Source organism: Allobosea rubneri (genome assembly GCF_032464875.1).
GTDB lineage: Bacteria > Pseudomonadota > Alphaproteobacteria > Rhizobiales > Beijerinckiaceae > Allobosea > Allobosea rubneri.
On the sequence record NZ_JAWDID010000040.1, the window covers coordinates 14,458 to 36,110 of the forward strand.

Here is a 21,653-nt window from a genome sequence, read left to right on the forward strand (position 1 = left end):
GGCCTCAGCGCGGTGGCAGGGCGGCGTAATAGGCCGCGATCGCCGCGACCTCCTGCACGGTCATATGGCGGGCCATGAAGCGCATCTCCTTGTGCGGGCGCTTGCCGGCGCGGAAGGCCATCATCTGGTTGAACAGGTACTTTTCGTTCTGGCCGGCGAGATGCGGCACTTCGGTATCGCGCGCGATTCCGTCCTCGCCATGGCAATAGGCGCATTGCTCGACCGGCGAGGAGCGCGGCTCGGCCAGCGCCGGACCGGTGCTCGCCGCCATCGCCAGCGCCATGGCCCAGCGTCGCCCTCTGCGATGTCGTTCCGTCAAAATCCGAATCCCCCGCTTCTTGTTTGCGGCGAGATTAGACGGGCAGCGGGTAAACAAAAGCCGCAGCCTCGCGCAGCTGCTCCGCGAAAACTGCCGTACCGGCAGGCCGATCCGCCGCGCCGACGATGTCGCGCTCGCCCTCAGCACCAGCGTCAACGTCGCCTGCGACGTGCTGCTCGACTTGCCGCTCGACTTGCCGGCGGTGAGGCGGGCTCCAGCAAGCGCCGGGGCGCGTGCGTAATGCGGAAAGGAGAGGAACCGGAGCGGAAAACCCTCTCCTGCAAGGAGAGGGAGGTGTACGCGCTCGGACCAGTTTGCGTCGCGCTGACCGCGGCGATGTCGACGCCAGCGATCTCTCTCCCGAACGCCTCACCCCTGCCCCTCTGCACTGATCTCGGGCTTGCCCGAGATCAGCACTCAGAGTGATCGAAGTCGGGTAGACCCGACTTCGATGCAGGAGAGGGGTTCTGTCGCGCTTCCCGCACCCTTTGCTTCACCCACGCGCCAATCCCGCCCGCAGGCCTGCCTGCGGGGCGCTTCGGAATACGGGGCTGGCGGAGCGCCGCGAGGCGCGTCGAGTAGCATCCGCTTCCGTTGAGCCAGGAAGCGGCGCGGATGAAGCCTCATCCGCACGCCCCGTGGCGCTCCGCCTTCGGCGATTTTAAAGCTCCGGGCCGCGCTTCTGCGAAGCCGGCTGCTGGCCGTGCCGCGATGCCCTCAGAAGCCAGGTCCCCTCTTCGGGTCGTCGCTCCCTCAGCGCAATCGCGATGGCGGCTGCAGCCGCTTCATCTAGCGAGCTCCTCGCGCAGGGGTCGTAATGCCCCAGGTCGGTTCCCGAAGCCTCCCGGGAGCGGGGCGTAACCCCCGCCCGCAGGCGCCGACCCTCACCCAGCCTCTGGCATACCTCCGGACGGCCGCCCCGTATGGGTGATGGGCGAGGGGATCATACGGGAGGTTTTGGCGGCGGGGATAAGTTTGCGGCCTATCCCGTAACGCACTCGAACCGCGACCCAGCCTTCTCCCGGATGAGAGAAGGTGGCGCGGAGCGCCGGATGAGGGCCTGCCCTCTCCGCAGAAGGCGCGGCGGTGCCGCCTCGCCCTAACAATCAGCGGCGGTCCCTCACCGCTGCCCCTCTCCCATCCGGGAGAGGGGTTCTCGCGCTTTGTCCTGAGAGGGGCGGTGCCCCGAAGCCTCCCGGGAGCGGGGGCCCGCCCGCAGGGGCCGACCCTCCCCTGGCATACCTCCGGACGGCCGCCCCGTATGGGTGATGGGCGAGGGGATCATATGGGAGGTTTTGGCAGCGGGGATAAGTTTGCCTCTCCGGTCATGGTCGCCCTTGTGGCGACCATCCACGTCTTTGCGCCGGAGTGGCCGGCGAGCGGCGTTTCGTAGGTCGGCGCCTGCCAGTCGCCTCACAAGACGTGGATGCTAGGGACAAGCCCTAGCATGACGGAAAGGCGAGGGAACCGCGACGCCTCTTGCCTTCTCCCGGATGGGAGAAGGTGGCGCGAAGCGCCGGATGAGGGCCTGCGCTTGCCACAGAAGGCGCGGCGGTGCCGCTGTGGCCTCATGCGGCGAGGGCGGACCCTCATCCTCGCACGTCTCTCCTGAAGAGGCGTCCCCTGCCAAGGGACGTTGACATTGTACGTGTTCTTGATATGTTCTTATTGCAAGTGCTGGCTGTATCGGCCTCACTTCTCTCCTATGAGTCGAAAAACGGGGAGGGGGGCGCAGTGGCAGAGAAATTCTTTGAAGAAAGGGAGGATCAGTCCGAAGTGAAGGCTCGGATTGTCTCAAAATATTTCTATGCATGGGCGAATGTAATTCTGCCGTCAGCGTCTGCGCATAATAGCAAGATCGCATATATTGATCTTTTTGCGGGACCTGGCCGCTATAAAGATGGTGCAGTGTCAACGCCTTTAATGATCGTTGAGAAGGCAATAGAGACACCAAAATTGAGAGACAATCTCGTCACGATGTTTAATGATGAGAATCCCAGTCATACCAAGAACCTTGAGGGCGAGCTGGGAAAACTAAATAACATTCGAATGTTAAAATACAGGCCGGTAATTTCAACGGGCAGTGTTGGCGAAGCTATTGCGGATCAGCTTGCGACGGTGCGATTGGTTCCGACGTTCTCGTTTATTGATCCGTTTGGATATAAAGGGCTTTCTCTAAAGCTAATAAATGGCGCCATTAAAGATTGGGGTTGTGACTGTGTCTTTTTCTTCAATTATAACAGAATTAATGCGGGAGTTTCGAATTCAATTGTCGATAGACATATAAATGCGCTCTTCGGTGATGAAATTGCCACGGATCTAAGGACGCAGTTAAGCGGGCTCACTCCACCAGAAAGAGAGCAGCTTATCCTTGAGAAACTGGCTCAAGCAATCAAGGCTCTCGGCGGTAAATATGTACTACCGTTCCGCTTTAGGAATGCCGCCGGAACGCGCTCGACGCATCATCTTGTGTTTGTTTCCAAGCACGAGAAAGGGTACGAAATAATGAAAGAAATACTTTATAAAGAAAGCTCTACTCATGATCAAGGTGTCGCTTCACTTGAGTATTCTCCAGCAAATGCTAGGACTCCCTTGCTATTTTCTCTTCAGCAGCCGCTCAATAAACTTGAAGGGGAGTTGCTAAATCTCAACAAAGGCAAGGCTCTGCGTGTTATAGACATATACAGATCGCATCATGTTGATACGCCGTTCATAAAAAGAAATTATAAAGAGTGTCTCCTGCAGTTGGAGGCTCAATCCAAGGTATCTGCCGAGCCAGCCAAGCGCCGAAAAGGTACCATGGCAGATGATGTGATCGTTACATTTCCGCCGTAGGAGCGCGACATGGCTATTGGCTCTTCAATCGAATGGACTGAGGCGACGTGGAACCCAGTCGGCGGTTGTTCGATTTTGTCGCCGGGCTGCACCAATTGCTACGCCATGCGGATGGCACGTCGTTTGGAGGCCATGGGGCAGGCGAAGTATGCCGGCACGACGCGGGTGTCTGGAGGGCGTCCGAAGTGGACCGGCAAGATAGTTCTGGACGAGCGTTCGTTGAGCCTTCCGAAAGGCTGGAAGAAGGGACGTCTTGTATTCGTTAATAGCATGTCGGACCTTTTTCATGACGACGTGCCTTTCTATTTTATAGAGAGAGTATTTGATACAATGCGCGATACGCCGCAGCACACGTATCAAATATTAACAAAAAGAGGGGAGCGCTTAGAGGAGCTTGGCAGCTACCTTCGTTGGCCCAAAAATGTCTGGATGGGCGTTAGTGTGGAAAGCCAAGATTATTGGTGGCGCGTTGAACATTTGCGTAGAACGCCAGCGGCAGTTAAATTTCTGAGCCTCGAACCGCTTCTGGGAGGAATGGTAGAACCGGATTTCGCTGGTATCGACTGGGTTATAGCTGGCGGCGAAAGCGGCCCTAATGCTCGTTCTGTTGATCCCAGTTGGATCAGAAATATTAGAGATGCCTGTGTCGAGCAGGGTGTAGCGTTTCATTTCAAGCAATGGGGTGGTTCTAACAAGAAAGCTACTGGTCGCGTTTTAGATCATCGCACGTGGGATGAAATGCCTGCATCTTATGCTGGAGCTAGTGTCTAACCTGATCTGGTGTTTGGAATTGCGCGCTTCTCAATAATGGACGGATATCAAAGCCTCGTATCGTATGGAAATAGCGCGATGCCGAAAATACATCTCGCATCTATTTACAGAGTTGGCATTAATATCCGTCTTTCATCTCACTCCGCCGCCTGCCGCGCCCCTTTCCCCTTCAACGGCCGCCGCTCCAGCACCTCCTTGAGGAAGCGCGCGGTGTGGCCCTTGCCGATGCGGACGACATCCTCCGGCGTGCCCTGCGCCACGACCTCGCCGCCGCCGTCGCCGCCTTCGGGGCCCATGTCGATGACCCAGTCGGCGGTTTTGATCACTTCGAGATTATGCTCGATCACCACCACGGAATTGCCCTGCTCGACCAGTTCGTGCAGCACCTCCATCAGCTTGGCGACGTCGTGGAAATGCAGGCCGGTGGTCGGCTCGTCCAAGATGTAGAGGGTGCGGCCGGTAGCGCGCTTGGAGAGCTCCTTGGAGAGCTTGACGCGCTGCGCCTCGCCGCCCGAGAGCGTCGTCGCCTGCTGGCCGACCTTGACATAGTCGAGGCCGACGCGGGCGAGCGTCACCATCTTCTCGCGGATCGAGGGCACGGCCTTGAACAGCGTCTTGGCCTCCTCGACCGACATGTCGAGCACGTCGGCGATCGACTTGTCGCGATACTTCACCTCGAGCGTCTCGCGGTCGTAGCGCTTGCCCTTGCAGACATCGCAGGTGACGTAGACGTCGGGCAGGAAGTGCATCTCGATCTTGATGACGCCGTCGCCCTGGCAGGCCTCGCAGCGGCCGCCCTTGACGTTGAACGAGAAGCGGCCGGCCTGGTAGCCGCGCGCCTTGGCCTCGGGCAGGCCGGCGAACCATTCGCGGATCGGCGTGAAGGCGCCGGTATAGGTCGCCGGGTTCGAGCGCGGCGTGCGGCCGATCGGCGACTGGTCGATGTCGATGACCTTGTCGAGATGCTCCATGCCCTCGATGCGGTCGTGGGCAGCCGGATGCTCGATCGAGCCGTTGAGCTTGCGCGCGACCGCCTTGTAGAGCGTGTCGATGATCAGCGTCGACTTGCCGCCGCCCGAGACGCCGGTGATGCAGGTGAACAGGCCGAGCGGGATGTCGACCGTGACGTCCTTGAGGTTGTTGCCGCGGGCGCCAACGATCTTGAGGGAGCGGCCCTTCTGCGGCTTGCGGCGCTTCAGCGGCACCGGCACGCTCATCTCGCCGGTGAGGTATTTGCCGGTCAGCGAGTTCGGATCGTCCAGAATGTCCTGCGGCGTGCCCTTGGCGACGATCTCGCCGCCATGGATGCCGGCGCCGGGGCCGACATCGACGACATAGTCGGCGGTCATGATCGCGTCCTCGTCATGCTCGACGACGATCACGGTGTTGCCGAGGTCCCTGAGGCGGCGCAGCGTGCCGAGCAGGCGCTCATTGTCGCGCTGGTGCAGGCCGATCGAGGGCTCGTCGAGCACATAGAGCACGCCGGTGAGGCCCGAACCGATCTGGCTGGCGAGGCGAATGCGCTGGCTCTCGCCTCCGGAGAGCGTGCGGGAACCGCGCGCCAGCGTCAGGTATTCGAGGCCGACATCGAGCAGGAAGGTCAGCCGGTCGCGGATCTCTTTCAGGATGCGCGGGGCGATCTCGTTCTGCTTCGCCGACAGCCGCGAGGGCAGGGCCGTGACCCAGGCGAGCGCGTCCTTGACCGAAAGCTGCGAGATCTCGCCGATATGCGCCATGTCGATCTTGACCGCCAGCGCCTCGGGCTTGAGCCGGAAGCCGTTGCAGGCGGCGCACGGCGTCTCCGACATGAAGCGGCCGATCTCCTCGCGGGCCCAGTCGCTCTCGGTCTCCTTCCAGCGCCGCTCCATATTGGTGATCACGCCCTCGAAGGGCTTCTTCACCTCATAGGCGCGCAGGCCGTCATTGTAGGCCATGCGCACGGCTTCGGTGCCGGTGCCGAACAGGATGGCATCGCGGGCACTCTGCGGCAGCTCCGACCAGGGCTTGGTGGTCGAGAAGCCAAAGTGCCTGGCGAGCGCATCGAGGGTCTGGCCGTAATAGGGCGAAGTCGACTTGGCCCAGGGCGCGATCGCGCCCTTCTTCAGCGAGAGCGAATGGTCCGGGACGATCATCTCCGGATCGATCCGCATCTCGTGGCCGAGGCCGTCGCAGGTCGGGCAGGCGCCGAACGGGTTGTTGAACGAGAACAGACGCGGCTCGATCTCGGGGATGGTGAAGCCGGAGACCGGGCAGGCGAACTTCGAGGAGAAGGTGACGCGCTTGGCCTCGCCGTTCTCTTCCTTCTCGTCGGCATACTCGAAAACCGCGATGCCCTCGGCGAGGTCGAGCGCCTGCTCCAGCGAGTCGGCGAGGCGGGCGCCGAGATCGGGGCGGATGACGATGCGGTCGACGACGACGTCGATGTCGTGCTTGAACTTCTTGTCGAGTGAAGGCGCGTCGGCGATCTCGTAGAACTCGCCATTGACCTTGACGCGCTGGAAACCCCGCTTCAGCCAGTCGGCCATCTCCTTGCGGAACTCGCCCTTGCGGCCGCGGACGACGGGCGCGAGCAGGTAGCCGCGGGTCTTCTCAGGCAGCTCGACCAGCCGGTCGACCATCTGCTGCACGGTCTGGCTCTCGATCGGCAGGCCGGTGGCGGGCGAATAGGGGATGCCGGCGCGCGCCCAGAGCAGGCGCATATAGTCGTGGATCTCGGTGACGGTGCCGACGGTCGAGCGCGGGTTCTTCGAGGTCGTCTTCTGCTCGATCGAGATGGCGGGCGAGAGCCCGTCGATCTGGTCGACATCGGGCTTCTGCATCATCTCGAGGAACTGGCGGGCATAGGCCGAGAGCGACTCGACATAGCGGCGCTGGCCCTCCGCATAGATCGTGTCGAAGGCGAGCGAGGACTTGCCCGAGCCGGAAAGCCCGGTGAACACCACCAGCTTGTCGCGCGGAATGGCGAGGTCGACATTCTTGAGATTGTGCTCGCGCGCGCCGCGCACGGAGATGACGCGGGCATTCCGATCGGCCGCCGAATCCTGTGCGGATTTGCGGTCGAACATGTCTTCCAGCGTCGCGGCCTGTTCGGCGAGCGTGGTCTTGCGGGCCATGGTGGTGTCCGATTGAGCTTTAGCCGTACAGATAGGGCAATCGCCGGGCCGTGCCAGTGCAGCTGGGCGAGAGGCGGGCATGAGTAGCACGCAGCCGCGGATGTTGCTGCATTGTTCTTGTCGCGCTTGCTGACAGGCGCTGTCAGGAGCGTGGCAGGCTGCGGAAGCGTCGCCGGAGCAGTATCGCCGAAACCAGCATGGCGAGCGCCAGCGTCCCCGACAGGATCAGCGCCGCCGAGGCGCCATAGCGCTCGATCAGCAGCGCGTAGCCGAGCGGCGAGGCGGCCGACAGGAAGAAGCCGGGCGCCAGTAGCCGGCCGACATAGGCGCCATAGCTTTTCGGATCGAACAGCATCAGCGGCAGGGTGCCGCGCGTGATCGTCAGCACGCCATTGCCGGCGCCATAGCAGAAGGCGAAGGCCAGCGCCGCGATGGCGCTCGCCCCGCCGGCGAGCCCGACGACGAAGCAGAGCGGCAGCACCAGGCAGGCGACGAGGTTGAGATCGAACGGGCTGGTGCGCGAGCCGAACAGCACCTCGCCGAGCCGCGCCAGCGACTGGCCGATGCCGCGCGTCGAGCCGATCCAGACCGCGGCCGCAGCGGGCAGGCCGAGCCCGGCGAGGATGCCGATCATATGGGCGGACATGCCGGCATTGAGGATGCCGGCGAAGGTGACGATCAGCGCGTAGAGCAGGCCGGCGAAGCGGGTATCGGCCGGGCTGAGCGTGACGACCGGCTTCGCAGCGGCCGCGTCGGATAAAGGCCGCGCCGAGGCGGCCGGCAGCGTCAGGTGCAAGGGCAAGGTGAGCAGCGCGAAGCCCGCATAGGCGATGAGAGCGCCGCGCCAGCCGAATTGCTCGGCGAGCACATGGCCGAGCGGCCAGAACACGGTCGAGGCGAGGCCGCCAAGCAGGGTGATCTGGGCTATCGGCCGACGCGCGGCGCTGCCGCCGATCCGGGCGAGGGCGGCGAAGGCGGCATCGTAGAGGCTGAGCCGCATGGCAAGGCCGAGGCAGAGCCAGGCGGCGTAATAGGCGGGAATCGTATGGGCGAAGGCGAGGCCGAGGCAGCCGGCGGCCGTCAGCAGCGAGCCCACGCACATCACCGTGCGGCCGCCATGGCGGTCGATCAGGCGGCCGACTGCGCCCGAGGTCAGCCCCATCACCAGGAGCCCGGCCGAGAGCCCGCCATGGATGATCGCCTGCGACCAGCCGAGTTCGCCAGCGATCCGTTCGCCGAAGGCGCCGACCAGATAATAGGAAATGCCCCAGGAGATGAGCTGCGCCAGCCCGAGGCAGAAGACGGTGAGGCGGGGGATCATCATAGGCTCATCAGCAGCAATGCGCAGTCACATTCGACCCTGACGCGTGTCATCCCGGACAAGCGGCCGGAGGCCGCGCCGATCCGGGATCCATTCCTGAGCCTTTCCGAAAGAGGTTCCGGAATGGATCCCGGGTCTCCCTTCGGTCGCCCGGGATGACCTGAGCTGTGGAGCAATGGCACTAAGCAATCCCGCCGGGTAGCGTCCGGTCCCCTGGCCCCAAACTGCGCTGCATCAGCACGGTGTCGACCCAGCGGCCAAACTTGAAGCCGGTCGAGCGCAAGGTGCCGACAGGCTCGAAGCCGAAGCGGCGGTGCAGGCCGATCGAGCCGGCATTGGCGCTGTCGCCGACATTGGCGAGCATCTGGCGCCAGGGGCCGGTCTCACAACGGGCGATCAGCGCACCGAGCAGGGCCGAGCCGATCCCGCGACCGCCGAAGCCGTCGGCAACATAGACCGAGTCCTCGATGGTGTGGCGGTAGGCCGGGCGAGGGCGATAGGACGTCGCGTAGCTGTAACCGACGATCCGGCCGCCCTGTTCGGCGGCGAGATAGGGCAGGCCGAGGCCCAGCACCGCCTGCCGGCGCGCCAGCATCTCCTCGACGCTCGGCGGGGTCTCCTCGAAGCTGGCGAGACCGTAAAGGACATGATGGGTGTAGATCGCCTGGATCGCGGCCATGTCCGCCTCCTGCGCATCGCGGACGAGGATGGGCGGCGCGGTGTGGCCGGCGAACTCGGAGATCGTCATCGCAATCGTTCCGACCCCGCAGGGCCGCCTTTCCGTCTGGTCGGGGCGCTCGGTCAGCGCCTCCTGTCGCGTCACGCCGATATCGGCGTGCCCTTGAGCCCTCATCCTGAGGAGCCGCGGTAGCGGCGTCTCGAAGGATGCACCAGACGGCCTCGGAGCCTCCTGAAGCATCCTTCGAGACGCAGCCTGTGGCTGCTCCTCAGGATGAGGGCTCAAGGGCACGCCAGAAATCTCTTGTTGGCAGCTTCATCGTTGCTGTTCCTGCGGCCGCCGTTCTCGCGCCGACCAAGCCACCTTGCGCTTTGCCGTCTCATAAATGAAGCTTCTCGAAGTTATGCAGAGCATGAGAAATTCTTTGAGATGCGCGATCTTCGCCTCGACCAGCTCGACAGCTTCCGCCAGGTGATCGCGCTCGGGAGCTTCTCGGCCGCGGCCGAGAAGCTTGGCCTGAGCCAGCCGGCCGTCAGCCTGCAGATCCGCGAGCTCGAGCGGCGGCTCGGCCTGACCCTGATCGAGCGGGTCGGGCGCCGGGCGCAGCCGACCGCAGCGGGCACCGAACTGCTCGACCATGCCGGGCGGATCCAGGCGGCGGTCGCGGCGGCGCAGGAGGCGATGGCGCGGCATGCGACCGGGGCGATGGGTCGCGTGCGGATCGGCACCGGCGCCACCGCCTGCATCTTCCTGCTGCCGCCGGTGCTGCGGGAACTACGCCAGCGCCATCCGACGCTGGAGATCACTGTCAGCACCGGCAACACCTCCGACATCGTCAAGGCGATCGAGGACAACCAGATCGATATCGGCCTGGTCTCGCTGCCGGCCGCCGGCCGCAGCCTCGACGTGACGCCGCTGCTCGATGATGAGTTCGCGGTGATCGCGCCGCCGGGCATGGAATTGCCGGTGCGACTGACGCCGGAGGCACTGGCGCGGCTGCCGGTGCTGCTGTTCGAGCCAGGCGGCATCACGAGGCGCATCGCCGATGAATGGTTCGCCCGCGCCGGCGTGACGCTGAAGCCGGTGATGTCGCTCGGCAGTGTCGAGGCGATCAAGCGGCTGGTCGGCGCCGGGCTCGGCTGCGCCGTGCTGCCCGGCATGGCGGTGCGCGGCGAGAGCGAGGGACTGGTCGTGCGCTCCCTGTCGCCGCGGGTGCACCGCACGCTCGGCCTCGTCCTGCGCAAGGACAAGCCGCTGCATCGCGGCCTGCGCGAGACACTGAAGGCCTTGCGGGCGCTGGGCACACCCCGCTGAGGGCCCTTCGGAACCGAGGCGTTCATCCTGAGCGCTTCGCCATCGCATTGTCGTCCCGGATCTCCGCTTCGCTACGTCCGGGACGACTCGATCTTATGTTGGACGACAAGATCCCATGCTGATGGCCAGCGGCCGCCACCGCTGCTGACAGGCCCGGTCGGACAGGCGGGCCATGCCATCACCCGTTTGCGCAGTGCCCAAGGCGGTAAGTGGCGCTAATGTCGTCGCCTGCCGGGCGGAACATTTCGCTCGCTTTCGCGCTTCGTGGACATGCCCAACCGTCAAGTGCCCAGACCGGGCACGGCAGCCAGCGGGGGATCGTCATGATGAAAGCCGTTCTGCGCACTGCAACTCTGCTGCTTGGTCTCGGGCTGGCCGCGCCCGTTCTCTCCTGTGAGCTCGACAGGCCGCTGAAGATCGCCGGGCTCGACTACGATTCCGCCGCCTTCCACACAGCCGTGGCGCGGGCGGTGGTCGAGAAGGGGTTTGGCTGCAAGGTCGAGCGCGTGCCGGGAGTGGTCGCGCCGCTGGTCAACGGGCTGGCGCGCGGCGATGTCGACGTGATCATGGAGATCTGGCTGGCGAACCCGGTCGAGGCCTGGACCAGAGCGGAGGCCTCCGGGAAGGTGATCCCGCTCGGCACGACCTTTCCCGATGCCAATGAGGGCTGGTACGTGCCGCGCTATCTCGTCGAGGGCGCGGATGCCAAGGCGAAGGACCTGAAGACGGTCGCCGATCTCAAGCGCCACAAGGCGCTGTTCCCCGATAGGGAGGAGCCGGGCAAGGGCCGTTTCTACAATTGCGTCGCCGGCTGGGTCTGCGAAGGCATAAACACCAAGAAGCTCTCCGCCTATGGGCTGGCGGACGACTACAACAATGTCCGTGGCGGTTCCGGCGAAGCGCTGGTCGCTGCGATCGAAGCGAATCTCAAGCGCAGGCAGCCGGTGCTGTTCTATTATTGGAGCCCGAGCTGGCTGATCGGCGCCTATGACCTCGTCAAGCTCGGCGAGCCGGCCTTCGACCCGGCGATCTGGGCCGAGCTGAAGGCGAGCGACAAGCCGACCAGGGCGACCGCCTACCCGGTCAGCAAGGTGGTCATCGGCGCCAATCTCGCCTTCACCCAGGCGGCCCCGCAGCTGACGAGCTTCTTCAAGAATTACGGCATCAGCAGCGCGCTGACCTCACAGATGCTGGGGGATGCCCGCAAGGCGGGGATCACGCCGGAGGAGCAGGCGCTGCGCTTCCTCAAGGACCGGCCGGATGACTGGCGGCATTGGGTCACCGCCGAGGTCGCTGCGAAGGTTCAGGCCGGCTTGTGAGCGCTGGCCTGCTGCCTGATCTCGGCAAGCCGCTCCAGGGCGTCGTCAACCGGCTGGTCGATGCGCTCGTCACCGGTTCCGGCGACAAGCTCGATGCCGTTTCGGACGGGCTGACCGCGCCCGTACGGCTGCTCGAAAGTGCGCTGGCGCAGGTGCCGCCGGAGGCGGGCATCGCCATGGTCGGGCTCGCGGCCTGGCTCGCCACGCGACGGATCGCCTTCGCGGCCGGCATGGCCGCGCTCGTGCTGATGCTCGCTCTGCTCGGGGTCTGGCCGGCCGCTATGCAGTCGCTGGCGCTGATCGTCGTCGCGGTCGCGCTGATCGTTGTGCTCGGGCTGCCATTGGGCGTCGCGGCTGCCAGGGTGCCGCGGCTCTCACGGGCGCTGACGCCGCTCTACGATTTGATGCAGACCGTGCCGAGCTTCGTCTATCTCATCCCCGTCGCGATGATCCTCGGGCTCGGTCGCGCGCCGGCGCTGGTCGCGACCCTGATCTATGCCTTGCCGCCCTTCGCCCGCCTGACCGAACTCGGCCTGCGCGAGGTCGATCAGCGTGCGGTCGAGGCGGCACGGGCGCTGGGATTGAGTGCGCGCCAGGGCCTCTGGCTGGTCGAGCTGCCGCTGGCCCGCCCGGCGATCCTGCAGGGGCTCAACCAGGCGATCATGATGGCGCTGGCGATGGTGGTCGTCGCCTCGATGATCGGCGCCAAGGGGCTGGGCGAGACCGTGCTGCTCGGTCTGCAGCGCGCCGATCCCGGCCTCGGCTTCGTCGGCGGGCTCGGCATCGTCCTGCTCGCCGTGCTGCTCGACCGGCTCGCCCAGGCGATTTTTCGCGCACAGCGTTCGCCGCGCCGGCCCGGCGTACCGTGAGGCTGCTGACACTGGCCGTCAGGGAGCCGGTTGCGCATGCGCCGGCGCGTCGGCAGCTTGCCGGCCGCAATGACAGCGGAGAGGCGCGACATGTATGGTCTGATCGGACGAATGTTGGCCAAGCCGGGCGAGCGCGAGGCGCTGATCGGCCATATCCTCGGCAGCAGCGCGGCGATGCCGGGCTGCCTGAGCTATGTCGTCGCCCGCGATCCTGCCAATCCCGATGCGATCTGGGTCACCGAGGTCTGGGACCGCGAGGAAAGTCATGCTGCCTCGCTGCACCTGCCGGCCGTGCAGGCGGCGATCGCCAAGGCCCGCCCACTGATCGCGGGCTTCGACAATCACACCGTGACCGAGCCGGTGGGTGGGCATGGTTTGGCGCCGGGCTGAGCGTCGGCTTCGACCTGTCTTTCCGCTCTCTCCAGACGTCATTCCGGACAAGCCGCAAAGCGGCGCCGCTCCGGAAACCATCGGAGAGCGCCAGCGTCTTACGATGGATTCCGGCGCTCCGCTTCGCTGAGACCGGAATGACGCGCTTGGGAGGATCGCGCGGCTTCCGCTTGCGGATCGCTCGGGCTAAGAGCCTCGCAACGCAGCCGAACGGCGAGGGCGAGCCTGTCATGACCGATTCCGAAGTCCGCAAACTCACCATCATGCCCTTCGCCGGGGCGCTGCGCGGCAAGGTGACACCGCCGGGCTCGAAGTCGATCACCAACCGGGCGCTGCTGGTCGCGGCGCTGGCCAAGGGCACCAGCCGGCTGTCGGGCGCGCTGAAGAGCGACGACACGCTCTATATGGCGCAGGCGCTGCGGGCGATGGGCGTCACCGTCGAGGAGCCGGACGCGACCAGCTTCGTCGTCACCGGCGATGGCAGGCTGCGGGCGCCGACGGCACCGCTCTTCCTCGGCAATGCCGGCACGGCGACCCGCTTCCTCACCGCCGCGGCGGCGCTGGTCGAGGGGCAGGTCGTGGTCGATGGCGACGAGCACATGCGCAAGCGGCCGATCGCGCCGCTGGTCACGGCGCTGCGCACGCTCGGCGTCGCGGTTGAGGCGCCGAGCGGGTGCCCGCCGGTGACGATCGCCGGGCAGGGCGGTTTTGCAGGCGGCCGCGTCGAGGTCGATGGCGGGCTTTCCAGCCAATATGTCTCGGCGCTGCTGATGGCCGGCGCCTGCGCGCGCGGGCCTGTGGAGGTCGCGCTGACCGGCAAGGAGATCGGAGCTCGCGGCTATGTCGACCTGACGCTGGCGACGATGGCGGCCTTCGGCGCCAAGGTTTCGCAGCCCGATGCGGCGAGCTGGCGGATCGAGCCGACGGGCTACCGCGCTGCCGACTATCTGATCGAGCCCGACGCCTCGGCCGCGACCTATCTCTGGGCGGCTGAGGTGCTGACCGGCGGCGCCATCGACCTCGGCGTGCCGGCGGCGGCCTTCACCCAGCCCGACGCCAAGGCGCATGCGCTGATCGCCGCCTTCCCGAACCTGCCGGCCGAGATCGACGGCTCGCAGATGCAGGATGCGGTGCCGACGCTCGCCGTGCTCGCCGCCTTCAACAGGACGCCGGTGCGCTTCACCGGCATCGCCAATCTGCGCGTCAAGGAATGCGACCGGGTCTCGGCGCTGTCGCAGGGCCTGTCACGGATCCGGCCGGGCCTCGGGGTGGAGGAGGGCGACGATCTCCTCGTCGCCTCCGATCCCGGACTCGCCGGGCAGACCCTGCCGGCGGAGATCGACACCTTCGCCGACCACCGTATCGCGATGAGCTTCGCGCTGGCCGGGCTGAAGATCGGCGGCATCACCATCCTCGATCCGGCCTGCGTTGCGAAGACCTATCCGGATTACTGGCGGGCGCTCGCCTCGCTCGGCGTGCGCTTCGAGGGCGAGGCGCCCTGAGGCGCGAAACCCATGCAGTCCGGGGGATGAAGCCCGGTCGAGGTCGTCGCCAGGCGAGGCGGTTTGAGCGGCTGGAGTGCGCCGATTTTGGTTGGCGGGCTGACGCTTCGGCAATGTCGCGCGCTTGCCAGCCGGGCGGGATGACGGCAATCTCCGCCCAGCGATACCTTAAGCGGGCCTATGCCGAAGCGTTTTCTCTTCGGGCAACAGGACATGGGAAGCCCAGAATCATGATCATCGACGATAGGAATGCCGATGCCGGCAAGCTGCACGCGGCCGCCTTGCGCGGGCGCCGGATCGGCGGGCTCGACCGCCGGTCGTTTCTGGCCGGCTCGGCCGCCGGTCTCGGCGCGCTGGCGCTGGGCGGTTGCGCTACATCCGACGGCATGAGCCTCGCCGAGGCGCAGAAGCTCTACGGCCCGGTGCCCGAGGAGAAGTTCCCGGTTCCGGCGATCGATGTCAGCAAGGTCGATCCGAAGTACTTCCGGCGGACGGTCGCCTACGACACCAAGGAGCCGGCCGGTACGATCATCGTCGATCCCGCCAATTACTATGTCTATCGCGTCGCGGGCGACGGCACCGCGACCCGCTATGGCGCCAATGTCGGCCGCGACGGCTTCCGCTGGAACGGCAACGCCTATGTCGGGCGCAAGTCCGAATGGCCGACCTGGACGCCGCCCAAGGAGATGATCAAGCGCCAGCCCGAGGTCGCGAAATATGCCCGCGGCATGCCGGGAGGCCTCGAAAACCCGCTCGGCGCGCGCACGCTCCATCTCTACCAGAACGGCGCCTACACGCTTTACACGATCTATGCGTCCCTCGACGCGGAATCGATCGGCAACGGCATCACAAGCGGCTGCGTCGGCCTGCTCACGCAGGACATGATGCACCTCTACGCCCAGACCCCGGTCAAGACGAAGGTGGTCGTCCTGCCGGCCTAGGCGAAAGCTGACGAAACCGCTGCATTTGCGCAGCGCGATGCGCCGCCGCTTCCCGGAAGCGGCGGCGTTGTCGTTTCCGCCGCTCTCGACGGTCGGGCGAATCTCGAACGGGATTCGGGGAGGCGATGTCCGCAGGGCTACCCCCGAAGAGCCGTGGCCTTGCGCAGGCCCCGAAGCCAACATGGCGCTTGCGTGTGTGACGGGCGCCTTCGCGCGCCGGCATTGGGGCTTTCGGCGGAATGACCGAGGACAGCAAGTTTCGATACTTCCTGTGCCGCCATGCGCACGATCCCGTCGAGATCAACCTGTCGGAGTATGTCGACCCTTTCGTCGACGTCTTCCTGGCGTATTGGGTCGGTGTCCTGAAGATGCTCGAGGTCCTGCTCGATGCAGAGGGCCTCGTTTTCTACATCGTCTGGGGTACGGAGACGGTGCGGGAGCTGCCGAGCTACGGGAAGAACGTCGTCGTCCTGCTCCTGATGGAGGAGTTCTGCGAGATACCGCCCTATTTCGACAAGGTGCGCTACGTCTTCAAGACGCACGGCTTCTTCCCCTATGTGAACACGCTTCAGCTGGGCGCGAGCGTGGCATTGCTGGTGAAAGCGGTCAGGGACGCCGCTCGCTGGGCCTGCAGCAGCGGCCTGCTGGCGCTCCGGCACAAGGGCGCGATCGCCCGCGAGGAGGGCGGCATGACCGTGCCGCTCGGCTATGCCAGGCAGACGGACCTGCCGGGCAAGCCCTTCGCGGAACGCCGCTACGCGATCTCCTTCATCGGCAGCGTGAAGCAGCGTGCCTACCACCCGCTCTCCATCCGCGCGCTGCTGGGAACGCCGAAGGACATTGCGCGTTCGCGCATGATCGACGAATTGCAGTGCCTCGCACAGAGCAGGCCGGGCGAGGTATTCTGGGCCGATTCAGGCTCCTACATGAACGGGGTGCTCTCCGACGGGGTCCGCTATTCCGAGCTGATGGCCGATTCCAAGATCTGCCTTGCCCCACGCGGATCCTCGACGGAGACCTTCCGGCTGTTCGAGGGCATGCGTCAGGGCTGCGTCGTGATCTGCGACCGGGTGCCCCGGCACTGGTTCTTCGAGGATTGCCCCTTCATCCAGCTCGACGACTGGTCCGAGCTCGGCCCTTGCGTGAACGACCTGCTCGCCGACCCGGAGCGCCTCGAAGAATTGCACAGGCGCGCGCTCGACTGGTGGCAGCGGCGCTGCGCGCCTCAGGCGCTCGCCGGCGTCATGGCGGAGCGCCTCGCGCGGGCGCCGCAGATCGGCGGCCGAGCGGAGGCGGATGTTTCTGGGCTGGAGCCTCAGCTCTGAGCCGCGCTAGACGCGCAAGTTTTGCAAGTGGCTCCAGCAGTGCGATCGCCGCACGTTCGGGGGCGAACAGGCGAGGGCACTATGGATACGGACCCGGCGGACAAGGATCGCGTCACACAAGTCCTGAAGAAGCATCTGGAACTCGCGCAGGAGCAGCTCGACATGGCCGAGCGCGGCGTCCTTCTGTCGATCGACGGCGCGCCGGAAGGCATCAACCTGACCAGGGAAGCCCTGGCGATCCGCGTGGAACAGTTGCAGGGCGCACTCGACAGGCAGCAAGGGCGCGGCTGAAATCGGCTCCCGACCCGACACGGACGACGATGTCGTCCGCATTCTGCCAGCTATGCGGGATCCAGAGCTTTCCGCTCAATGCGATCCGCGATGCTATTGGACCAGCTCGAAGTCGCCGGGCTTCCAGCTCTGGTCGAACCAGGGCTGCAACGGCGCATAGAGCCTCAGAATGGCCTGCCAGCTTTTGCCGGAGCGGGTTTGCACCCAGTTTCCTTCCTGACCTGCGGGGGCCTTCGGGCCGAACCAGAGGGAGAAGGAGCCGTCCGAGTTGGCCTTGAGGCGCTTCTCGCTGCTGTCGATGCCTGCGCTCTTCTGGTCGGTCTCGAGCATCGACCGCGTCTGGGAGTCGTAGACCGTGAAGGACCAGAACTGTCCGGCCGGCACCGGGCCGGGCAGCGTGATCTTGTAGGTCTTGCCGCCGTCGAGGAACTCACCCTTCGCATCGCGGGCGGCAAAAGCGTAGGCCGAGCCGGTGCCCGGTTTCGCGGCCGCCATCGCCGGGGTGATGCCGGTCGCCGCGTAATGGAACAGGGTCCGCGCATCCAGCATCCGCTCGCCTCTGTCGAGGAACTGATAGCTGTTGCCGATGAAGCCGTTGCCCCATTGGCGGTCAGGGAAGAACTTCACCCTTGGATCGCGGGGCGCGAACAGGATGGCGCGCGCAGTGGCGTTGCCCACCGCGACTGCCTCCACGAGGATCGCCTTCAACCGCGCGTCCGGGGCAAAGGGTTGCCCCTTCTTGATGCCGATGGCTGCGAACAGTCCGACGATCTCGGGGTCGAACGCATCGGCAGGTTCATGCTGGATGACCTCGTTGATCTCTTCGTAGAACTTGAAGTCGTTGGAGTGGATCGTGTTGATCTGCTTGCCGGAGATGTCGACAAACGCGGTTGGTGGCGGGTTGGCGGCGGCAGCAAAGGGGTAAACTCGCAGACGCTCCTTCACCACCCTCACCGCCGCCGCGACGTCGTTGTTCTCGACGAAAACCCGGGCCAGGAGCCAGTTGATGTAGGTCGGTGATCGAGCAATGAAGTAACCGTCGGTCGGCAACTCCCCCTTGTAGTCAGGCGGCACGAACAGATACTTGCCGCCCTTGCCACGGTCCGGCCCGGTCAAGCCGACATCAGTCACGAAGCGGAAATAGGCATCGTCGACCGGACCGAGGGCGTTCGGCGGTACCTCGACGACGACGGGACCGTCCTTCAGATCGACGCAGAAGAAGTTGTAAACGGTTGTCGCGTTCGGGGTCAGGAAGAGCGAGCGCGCATCCATCAATTCCTCGGTGATACCGACCGCCTTGTTGTTGGCGACACCGGCGTCGTTCAAGCCCTTGCACATTGCATGCAGGGACGCGGCCGGAATGCCGGACAGGAACGCCTCGATGCCGCGTGAGAAATCGAGTTGGTCGTAGACCTTCCTCACCGTTTCACCGTCCGGCAGGCCATCGAAGAACTTCAGCGTGCCGATCCGGGTATCGATGCTGCCGGGTGTCGTGATCGACGGCGGGACCTTGGCGGCATATTTCGGCGCCTCCTGAGCTGGAGCCGCGACAGAACCCAGCAACAGCAGGGCAGAAACTGTGGTGGCGAATGTCGAAACGGCGTTGTTGTTCAAGGCCATCGTCATCTTCTCCAAACGTCACTGACTGAAAAGCCGTCGCCGGACCGGCGATAGCCCCGATCCGATCAGTTTCCGGCCTGTGGGGTCGGAAACGACCACTGTCCCTTGAGCACCTCCTCGCGGGGGCGATAGAGCCGCACCAGGTAGTTCCAGCCCTTCATGATGGGGAGGCAGTTGGCGACCTTGCCATCGCAGCCTCCGAACTGGAGCGAGACGGAGCCGTCCGCATTCTTCTTGGCGGTGACATTGTTGAAGGCGTAGGCGTCGTACGGGTTCTTCTCGAAATAGCCTTCGGCGTTGTAGACCGTGAGCGACCAGAAGCCGTCGACCGGAACGTCCTTGGGGACAGTCAGGCGATAGACCGTCGTGCCGTCGTTCTTCGGCAACGTCACGTTGAGATAGATGGCATCCTTGTCGGGGTTTCCACCCCAGCCCGCCGCTGTTCCCAGCAAGTGCCGGATCGGATCGACGTCACGACGGGCGCCGAATGCGTTCTTGAAGTCCGGCAGCGTCGATTGCAGCGTCAACAGGGCGTCCCGGACCTTCTTCTGACTGGCCGGATCCCATTGGGTGATGCTGAAGCTTCCGACGTTCGCCTGCTCGATCTTCAGGGCATCCTGCAAGGCGTGGACCTGTTCGAGGTCTTTCGGGTTCGCGGGATCGACGAATGTCCGCACTCCCAGAAGAAAATAACGTGTCCCGACCTTGTCCTTCGAGAAGGTGTAGGTGCCCGGCTTGTAGAACACGCCACCGACGTAGTGATCCTGGTCGATCGTGAACAGTGACATGAAGCGTTGCCCGGCGTCGGGAAGCGTAACGCTGACGGGACCCGCATCGAGATCGATCACCGCCGAGGAGTAGAGCGTGTCGCGGTTCAACCTCACGACCGATTGCGCGTCGACCGATGGCGGCTGGCGATGATGGAAGAACGTCCCGAGACCGCCTTGCTTCACCATGCCGCCGAAATAGAGGTCGGTTTCGGCACGCGTGAAATTATCCACGGTGACGGGCTGAGGCTGCGCCAGAGCACCGACGGTCGACAACAGCATTACAACGCCTGCCACGGCCGTTCTCATCAGGGGGGCCTCCACGCCAATTCCGAGGGCAGCGCCGCGCGATCCGAAGGTGCGAGCAGTTGCTCTGCTTGCCATTGTCCTGCGGATCGCTACGGCGCGAATGCGGCAAGGTCGGATGGCGTCATCAATACTGTCAAGCCGGAATGACGCCGTGTATCCGGTCGATCAACCGTCCCGAAACGATCCACGAAATCTTAAGCATGGGAGCGCCAGCGATCCAGCGGCCTCCCAAGCTGAGCAGTCCGGCGGACTCGCGGCCAAGCCGTATGCATGGACATGTCGGACATCCCACCACCGAACCTTTGCCGGAGATGCTCTTGGCAGGAGGCGACCGGCTTCAACGGCTGCTCTTCGGCGTCGAGGAAAGGTCTGCTTTTCGTCGCCGCCGCTTTGCGCTTGTCGGCAGGTAACCCGGCGCTGACGGGGAGGCTACGAATCTCCGGGGACAACTTCCGATTTGGCCCTTGAACAAAACGAGAACATCATTGATAGTCCGTGCCGGGATCGCTAGGGTCCGCTTCCGGTCGATCGGCCGGTTTGTGGTGAAGTGCGCAGGAAAACGGAGCCTGTCATGGCTGGTAGCGTCAACAAGGTCATTCTGGTCGGCAATCTCGGGCGCGACCCCGAAGTGCGGCGCCTCGGCAGCGGTGAGCCGGTCGTCAATCTGCGCATCGCCACTTCGGAAACCTGGCGCGACAAGCAGTCGGGCGAGCGCAAGGAGCGCACCGAGTGGCATTCCGTGGTGATCTTCAACGAGAACCTCGCCAAGGTCGCCGAGCAGTATCTGAAGAAGGGCTCGAAGGTTTACATCGAGGGCCAGCTCCAGACCCGCAAATGGCAGGACCAGTCCGGCGTCGAGAAGTACACGACCGAGATCGTGTTGCAGCGCTTCCGCGGCGAGCTGACCATCCTGGACAGCCGCGGCCAGGGCGGCTCTGACGAATATGGCGAGGGCGGCGGTGGTTCCTTCGAGGATCGCTCCTCCGGTGGCGGCTCCTTCGGCCGCCAGAGCCCGATGGGCGGCAGCGGCGGCGGCTCGCGCCAGCCGGCGATGTCGGGCGGCGGTTCGGGCGGCTCGCGGTCCTCGAGCCATCTCGACGACGACATCCCGTTCTAGTTTCGCGGCGGACGGACGGTTTCGTCGGTCTCTCGGTCAGGGGGCGTCTCGCAAGAGGCGCCTCTTTTCGTATGGTGCGGGACGAGGGCGCGGGCGGGAGCGATGCAGGGCGGCATGCTGAAGCTGGACCATCTCACCGTGATCGCCCCGACGCTTGCCGAGGGCGCCGCGCATGTGCGGGCCTGCCTCGACCTCGACGTCCCCTTCGGCCAGCGCCATCTCTACATGGGCACGCATAACCACCTGCTGCAGCTCGGTGGCGGCGTCTATCTGGAGATCGTGGCGCTGGATCCGGAGGGTAGGGCGCCCGGCCGGGCGCGCTGGTTCGGCCTCGACGATCAAAAGCGGGTCAGGGCCGATTGGGAGGAGGGGCGGCGCCTGCGCGGCTGGGTCGCGCGGACCGATGCGATCGATGCGGTGCTCGCTGGCCGGGGCGGCATGTTCGGCCGCAAGGTCGCGCTTCCCGCAAACGATCCGGCCTTCGATTTCGCGATTCCCGACGATGGCGCGCTGCCGCTAGACGGGACGATGCCCTCGATCATCGACCGGCGTGGCAAGCCGCGCTCGATGGCTGCGATCGCCGATCTCGGGGCGCGCCTGCGCGGCTTCTGCCTCGCGCATCCGGAGCCGGAGACCATCGCGGCGCTCTATCGCGAGCTCGCGGTCGAGGGCGCTCCGGTGCTCACTCAGGGTCCGAGGCTGCGCTATCGCGCGCAGATCGAGACGCCGACGGGGCTGAAGGACCTCACCTGAACGCTGCCGATGCGCGGTTCGCAGCTGGTCGATGCGGCCGGTCGGAAGGCCGTCGGCGAACCTCCCGCGAACCGCAGGGCGGCTGCCCGCCAGCGGCG

General features: G+C 65.0%; 18 protein-coding genes. 12 read left to right on the forward strand and 6 right to left on the reverse strand.

Annotated elements, in window-relative coordinates; translation table 11 throughout:
• Positions 1–4: 4 nt before the first annotated feature.
• Complete coding sequence (locus tag RKE40_RS21190; protein WP_316020195.1) at positions 5–283, reverse strand: c-type cytochrome; 279 nt, start codon at positions 281–283, stop codon at positions 5–7.
• Positions 284–2,053: 1,770 nt separating this feature from the next.
• On the opposite strand from RKE40_RS21190, the gene RKE40_RS21195 reads away from it, so the two are divergent.
• Together RKE40_RS21195 and RKE40_RS21200 are read left to right on the forward strand one after the other, a co-directional pair.
• The gene (locus tag RKE40_RS21195; protein ID WP_316020196.1) at positions 2,054–3,154 is read left to right on the forward strand and encodes a three-Cys-motif partner protein TcmP; all 1,101 of its coding nucleotides are present in this window, start codon (positions 2,054–2,056) and stop codon (positions 3,152–3,154) included.
• Positions 3,155–3,163: 9 nt separating this feature from the next.
• Entirely contained in the window at positions 3,164–3,925 is a 762-nt protein-coding gene (locus RKE40_RS21200; RefSeq protein WP_316020197.1) for a DUF5131 family protein, read from the forward strand.
• Positions 3,926–4,062: 137 nt separating this feature from the next.
• Here RKE40_RS21200 and uvrA read toward each other — a convergent pair whose 3' ends face one another.
• The 3 genes from uvrA to RKE40_RS21215 all read right to left on the reverse strand — a co-directional run bounded on the left by uvrA (position 4,063) and on the right by RKE40_RS21215 (position 9,212).
• Positions 4,063–7,038: an excinuclease ABC subunit UvrA gene (gene uvrA / locus RKE40_RS21205; RefSeq protein ID WP_390893474.1), complete on the reverse strand. Its 2,976-nt coding sequence runs from the start codon at positions 7,036–7,038 to the stop codon at positions 4,063–4,065.
• A 142-nt stretch (positions 7,039–7,180) separates the two neighbouring features.
• Positions 7,181–8,359, reverse strand: a complete 1,179-nt coding sequence (locus RKE40_RS21210) for an MFS transporter (RefSeq protein ID WP_316020198.1) — start codon at positions 8,357–8,359, stop codon at positions 7,181–7,183.
• A gap of 181 nt (positions 8,360–8,540) precedes the next feature.
• Entirely contained in the window at positions 8,541–9,212 is a 672-nt protein-coding gene (locus tag RKE40_RS21215) for a GNAT family N-acetyltransferase (protein WP_390893475.1), read from the reverse strand.
• Between the two features lie 255 nt (positions 9,213–9,467).
• Between RKE40_RS21215 and RKE40_RS21220 the strand changes: the two genes are divergently transcribed.
• The 8 genes from RKE40_RS21220 (at position 9,468) to RKE40_RS21255 (ending at position 16,989) form a co-directional block, all read left to right on the forward strand.
• Entirely contained in the window at positions 9,468–10,352 is an 885-nt protein-coding gene (locus RKE40_RS21220) for a LysR family transcriptional regulator (RefSeq protein WP_316020199.1), read from the forward strand.
• A gap of 323 nt (positions 10,353–10,675) precedes the next feature.
• Positions 10,676–11,671: an ABC transporter substrate-binding protein gene (locus RKE40_RS21225; RefSeq protein ID WP_316020200.1), complete on the forward strand. Its 996-nt coding sequence runs from the start codon at positions 10,676–10,678 to the stop codon at positions 11,669–11,671.
• Positions 11,668–12,540 carry an ABC transporter permease gene (locus RKE40_RS21230; protein ID WP_316020201.1) on the forward strand — a complete coding sequence of 291 codons (873 nt, stop codon included), beginning with the start codon at positions 11,668–11,670 and terminating at the stop codon, positions 12,538–12,540. Before RKE40_RS21225 ends, RKE40_RS21230 begins: the two co-directional genes overlap by 4 nt.
• 90 nt (positions 12,541–12,630) lie before the next feature.
• The gene (locus RKE40_RS21235; RefSeq protein ID WP_316020202.1) at positions 12,631–12,930 is read left to right on the forward strand and encodes a putative quinol monooxygenase; all 300 of its coding nucleotides are present in this window, start codon (positions 12,631–12,633) and stop codon (positions 12,928–12,930) included.
• Between the two features lie 230 nt (positions 12,931–13,160).
• Entirely contained in the window at positions 13,161–14,432 is a 1,272-nt protein-coding gene (locus tag RKE40_RS21240) for a 3-phosphoshikimate 1-carboxyvinyltransferase (RefSeq protein WP_316020203.1), read from the forward strand.
• Positions 14,433–14,662: 230 nt separating this feature from the next.
• Positions 14,663–15,373 carry a L,D-transpeptidase gene (locus RKE40_RS21245; RefSeq protein WP_316020204.1) on the forward strand — a complete coding sequence of 237 codons (711 nt, stop codon included), beginning with the start codon at positions 14,663–14,665 and terminating at the stop codon, positions 15,371–15,373.
• Positions 15,374–15,612: 239 nt separating this feature from the next.
• Positions 15,613–16,698 (forward strand): glycosyltransferase family 47 protein, encoded by a 1,086-nt coding sequence (locus tag RKE40_RS21250; RefSeq protein ID WP_316020205.1) that lies wholly within the window; start codon positions 15,613–15,615, stop codon positions 16,696–16,698.
• Between the two features lie 81 nt (positions 16,699–16,779).
• Positions 16,780–16,989, forward strand: a complete 210-nt coding sequence (locus RKE40_RS21255) for a hypothetical protein (protein ID WP_316020206.1) — start codon at positions 16,780–16,782, stop codon at positions 16,987–16,989.
• A gap of 93 nt (positions 16,990–17,082) precedes the next feature.
• On the opposite strand, the gene RKE40_RS21260 is transcribed toward RKE40_RS21255, so the two are convergent.
• Both RKE40_RS21260 and RKE40_RS21265 read right to left on the reverse strand, forming a co-directional pair.
• The gene (locus RKE40_RS21260) at positions 17,083–18,609 is read right to left on the reverse strand and encodes a DUF1254 domain-containing protein (protein ID WP_316020207.1); all 1,527 of its coding nucleotides are present in this window, start codon (positions 18,607–18,609) and stop codon (positions 17,083–17,085) included.
• 65 nt (positions 18,610–18,674) lie between these two features.
• Positions 18,675–19,685: a DUF1254 domain-containing protein gene (locus tag RKE40_RS21265; protein ID WP_316020208.1), complete on the reverse strand. Its 1,011-nt coding sequence runs from the start codon at positions 19,683–19,685 to the stop codon at positions 18,675–18,677.
• A gap of 571 nt (positions 19,686–20,256) precedes the next feature.
• Between RKE40_RS21265 and ssb the strand changes: the two genes are divergently transcribed.
• Positions 20,257–20,802, forward strand: coding sequence for a single-stranded DNA-binding protein (gene ssb, locus RKE40_RS21270; protein WP_316020209.1), 546 nt, complete (start codon positions 20,257–20,259; stop codon positions 20,800–20,802).
• Between the two features lie 114 nt (positions 20,803–20,916).
• Positions 20,917–21,555 carry a VOC family protein gene (locus tag RKE40_RS21275; RefSeq protein WP_316020210.1) on the forward strand — a complete coding sequence of 213 codons (639 nt, stop codon included), beginning with the start codon at positions 20,917–20,919 and terminating at the stop codon, positions 21,553–21,555.
• Positions 21,556–21,653 lie beyond the last annotated feature (98 nt).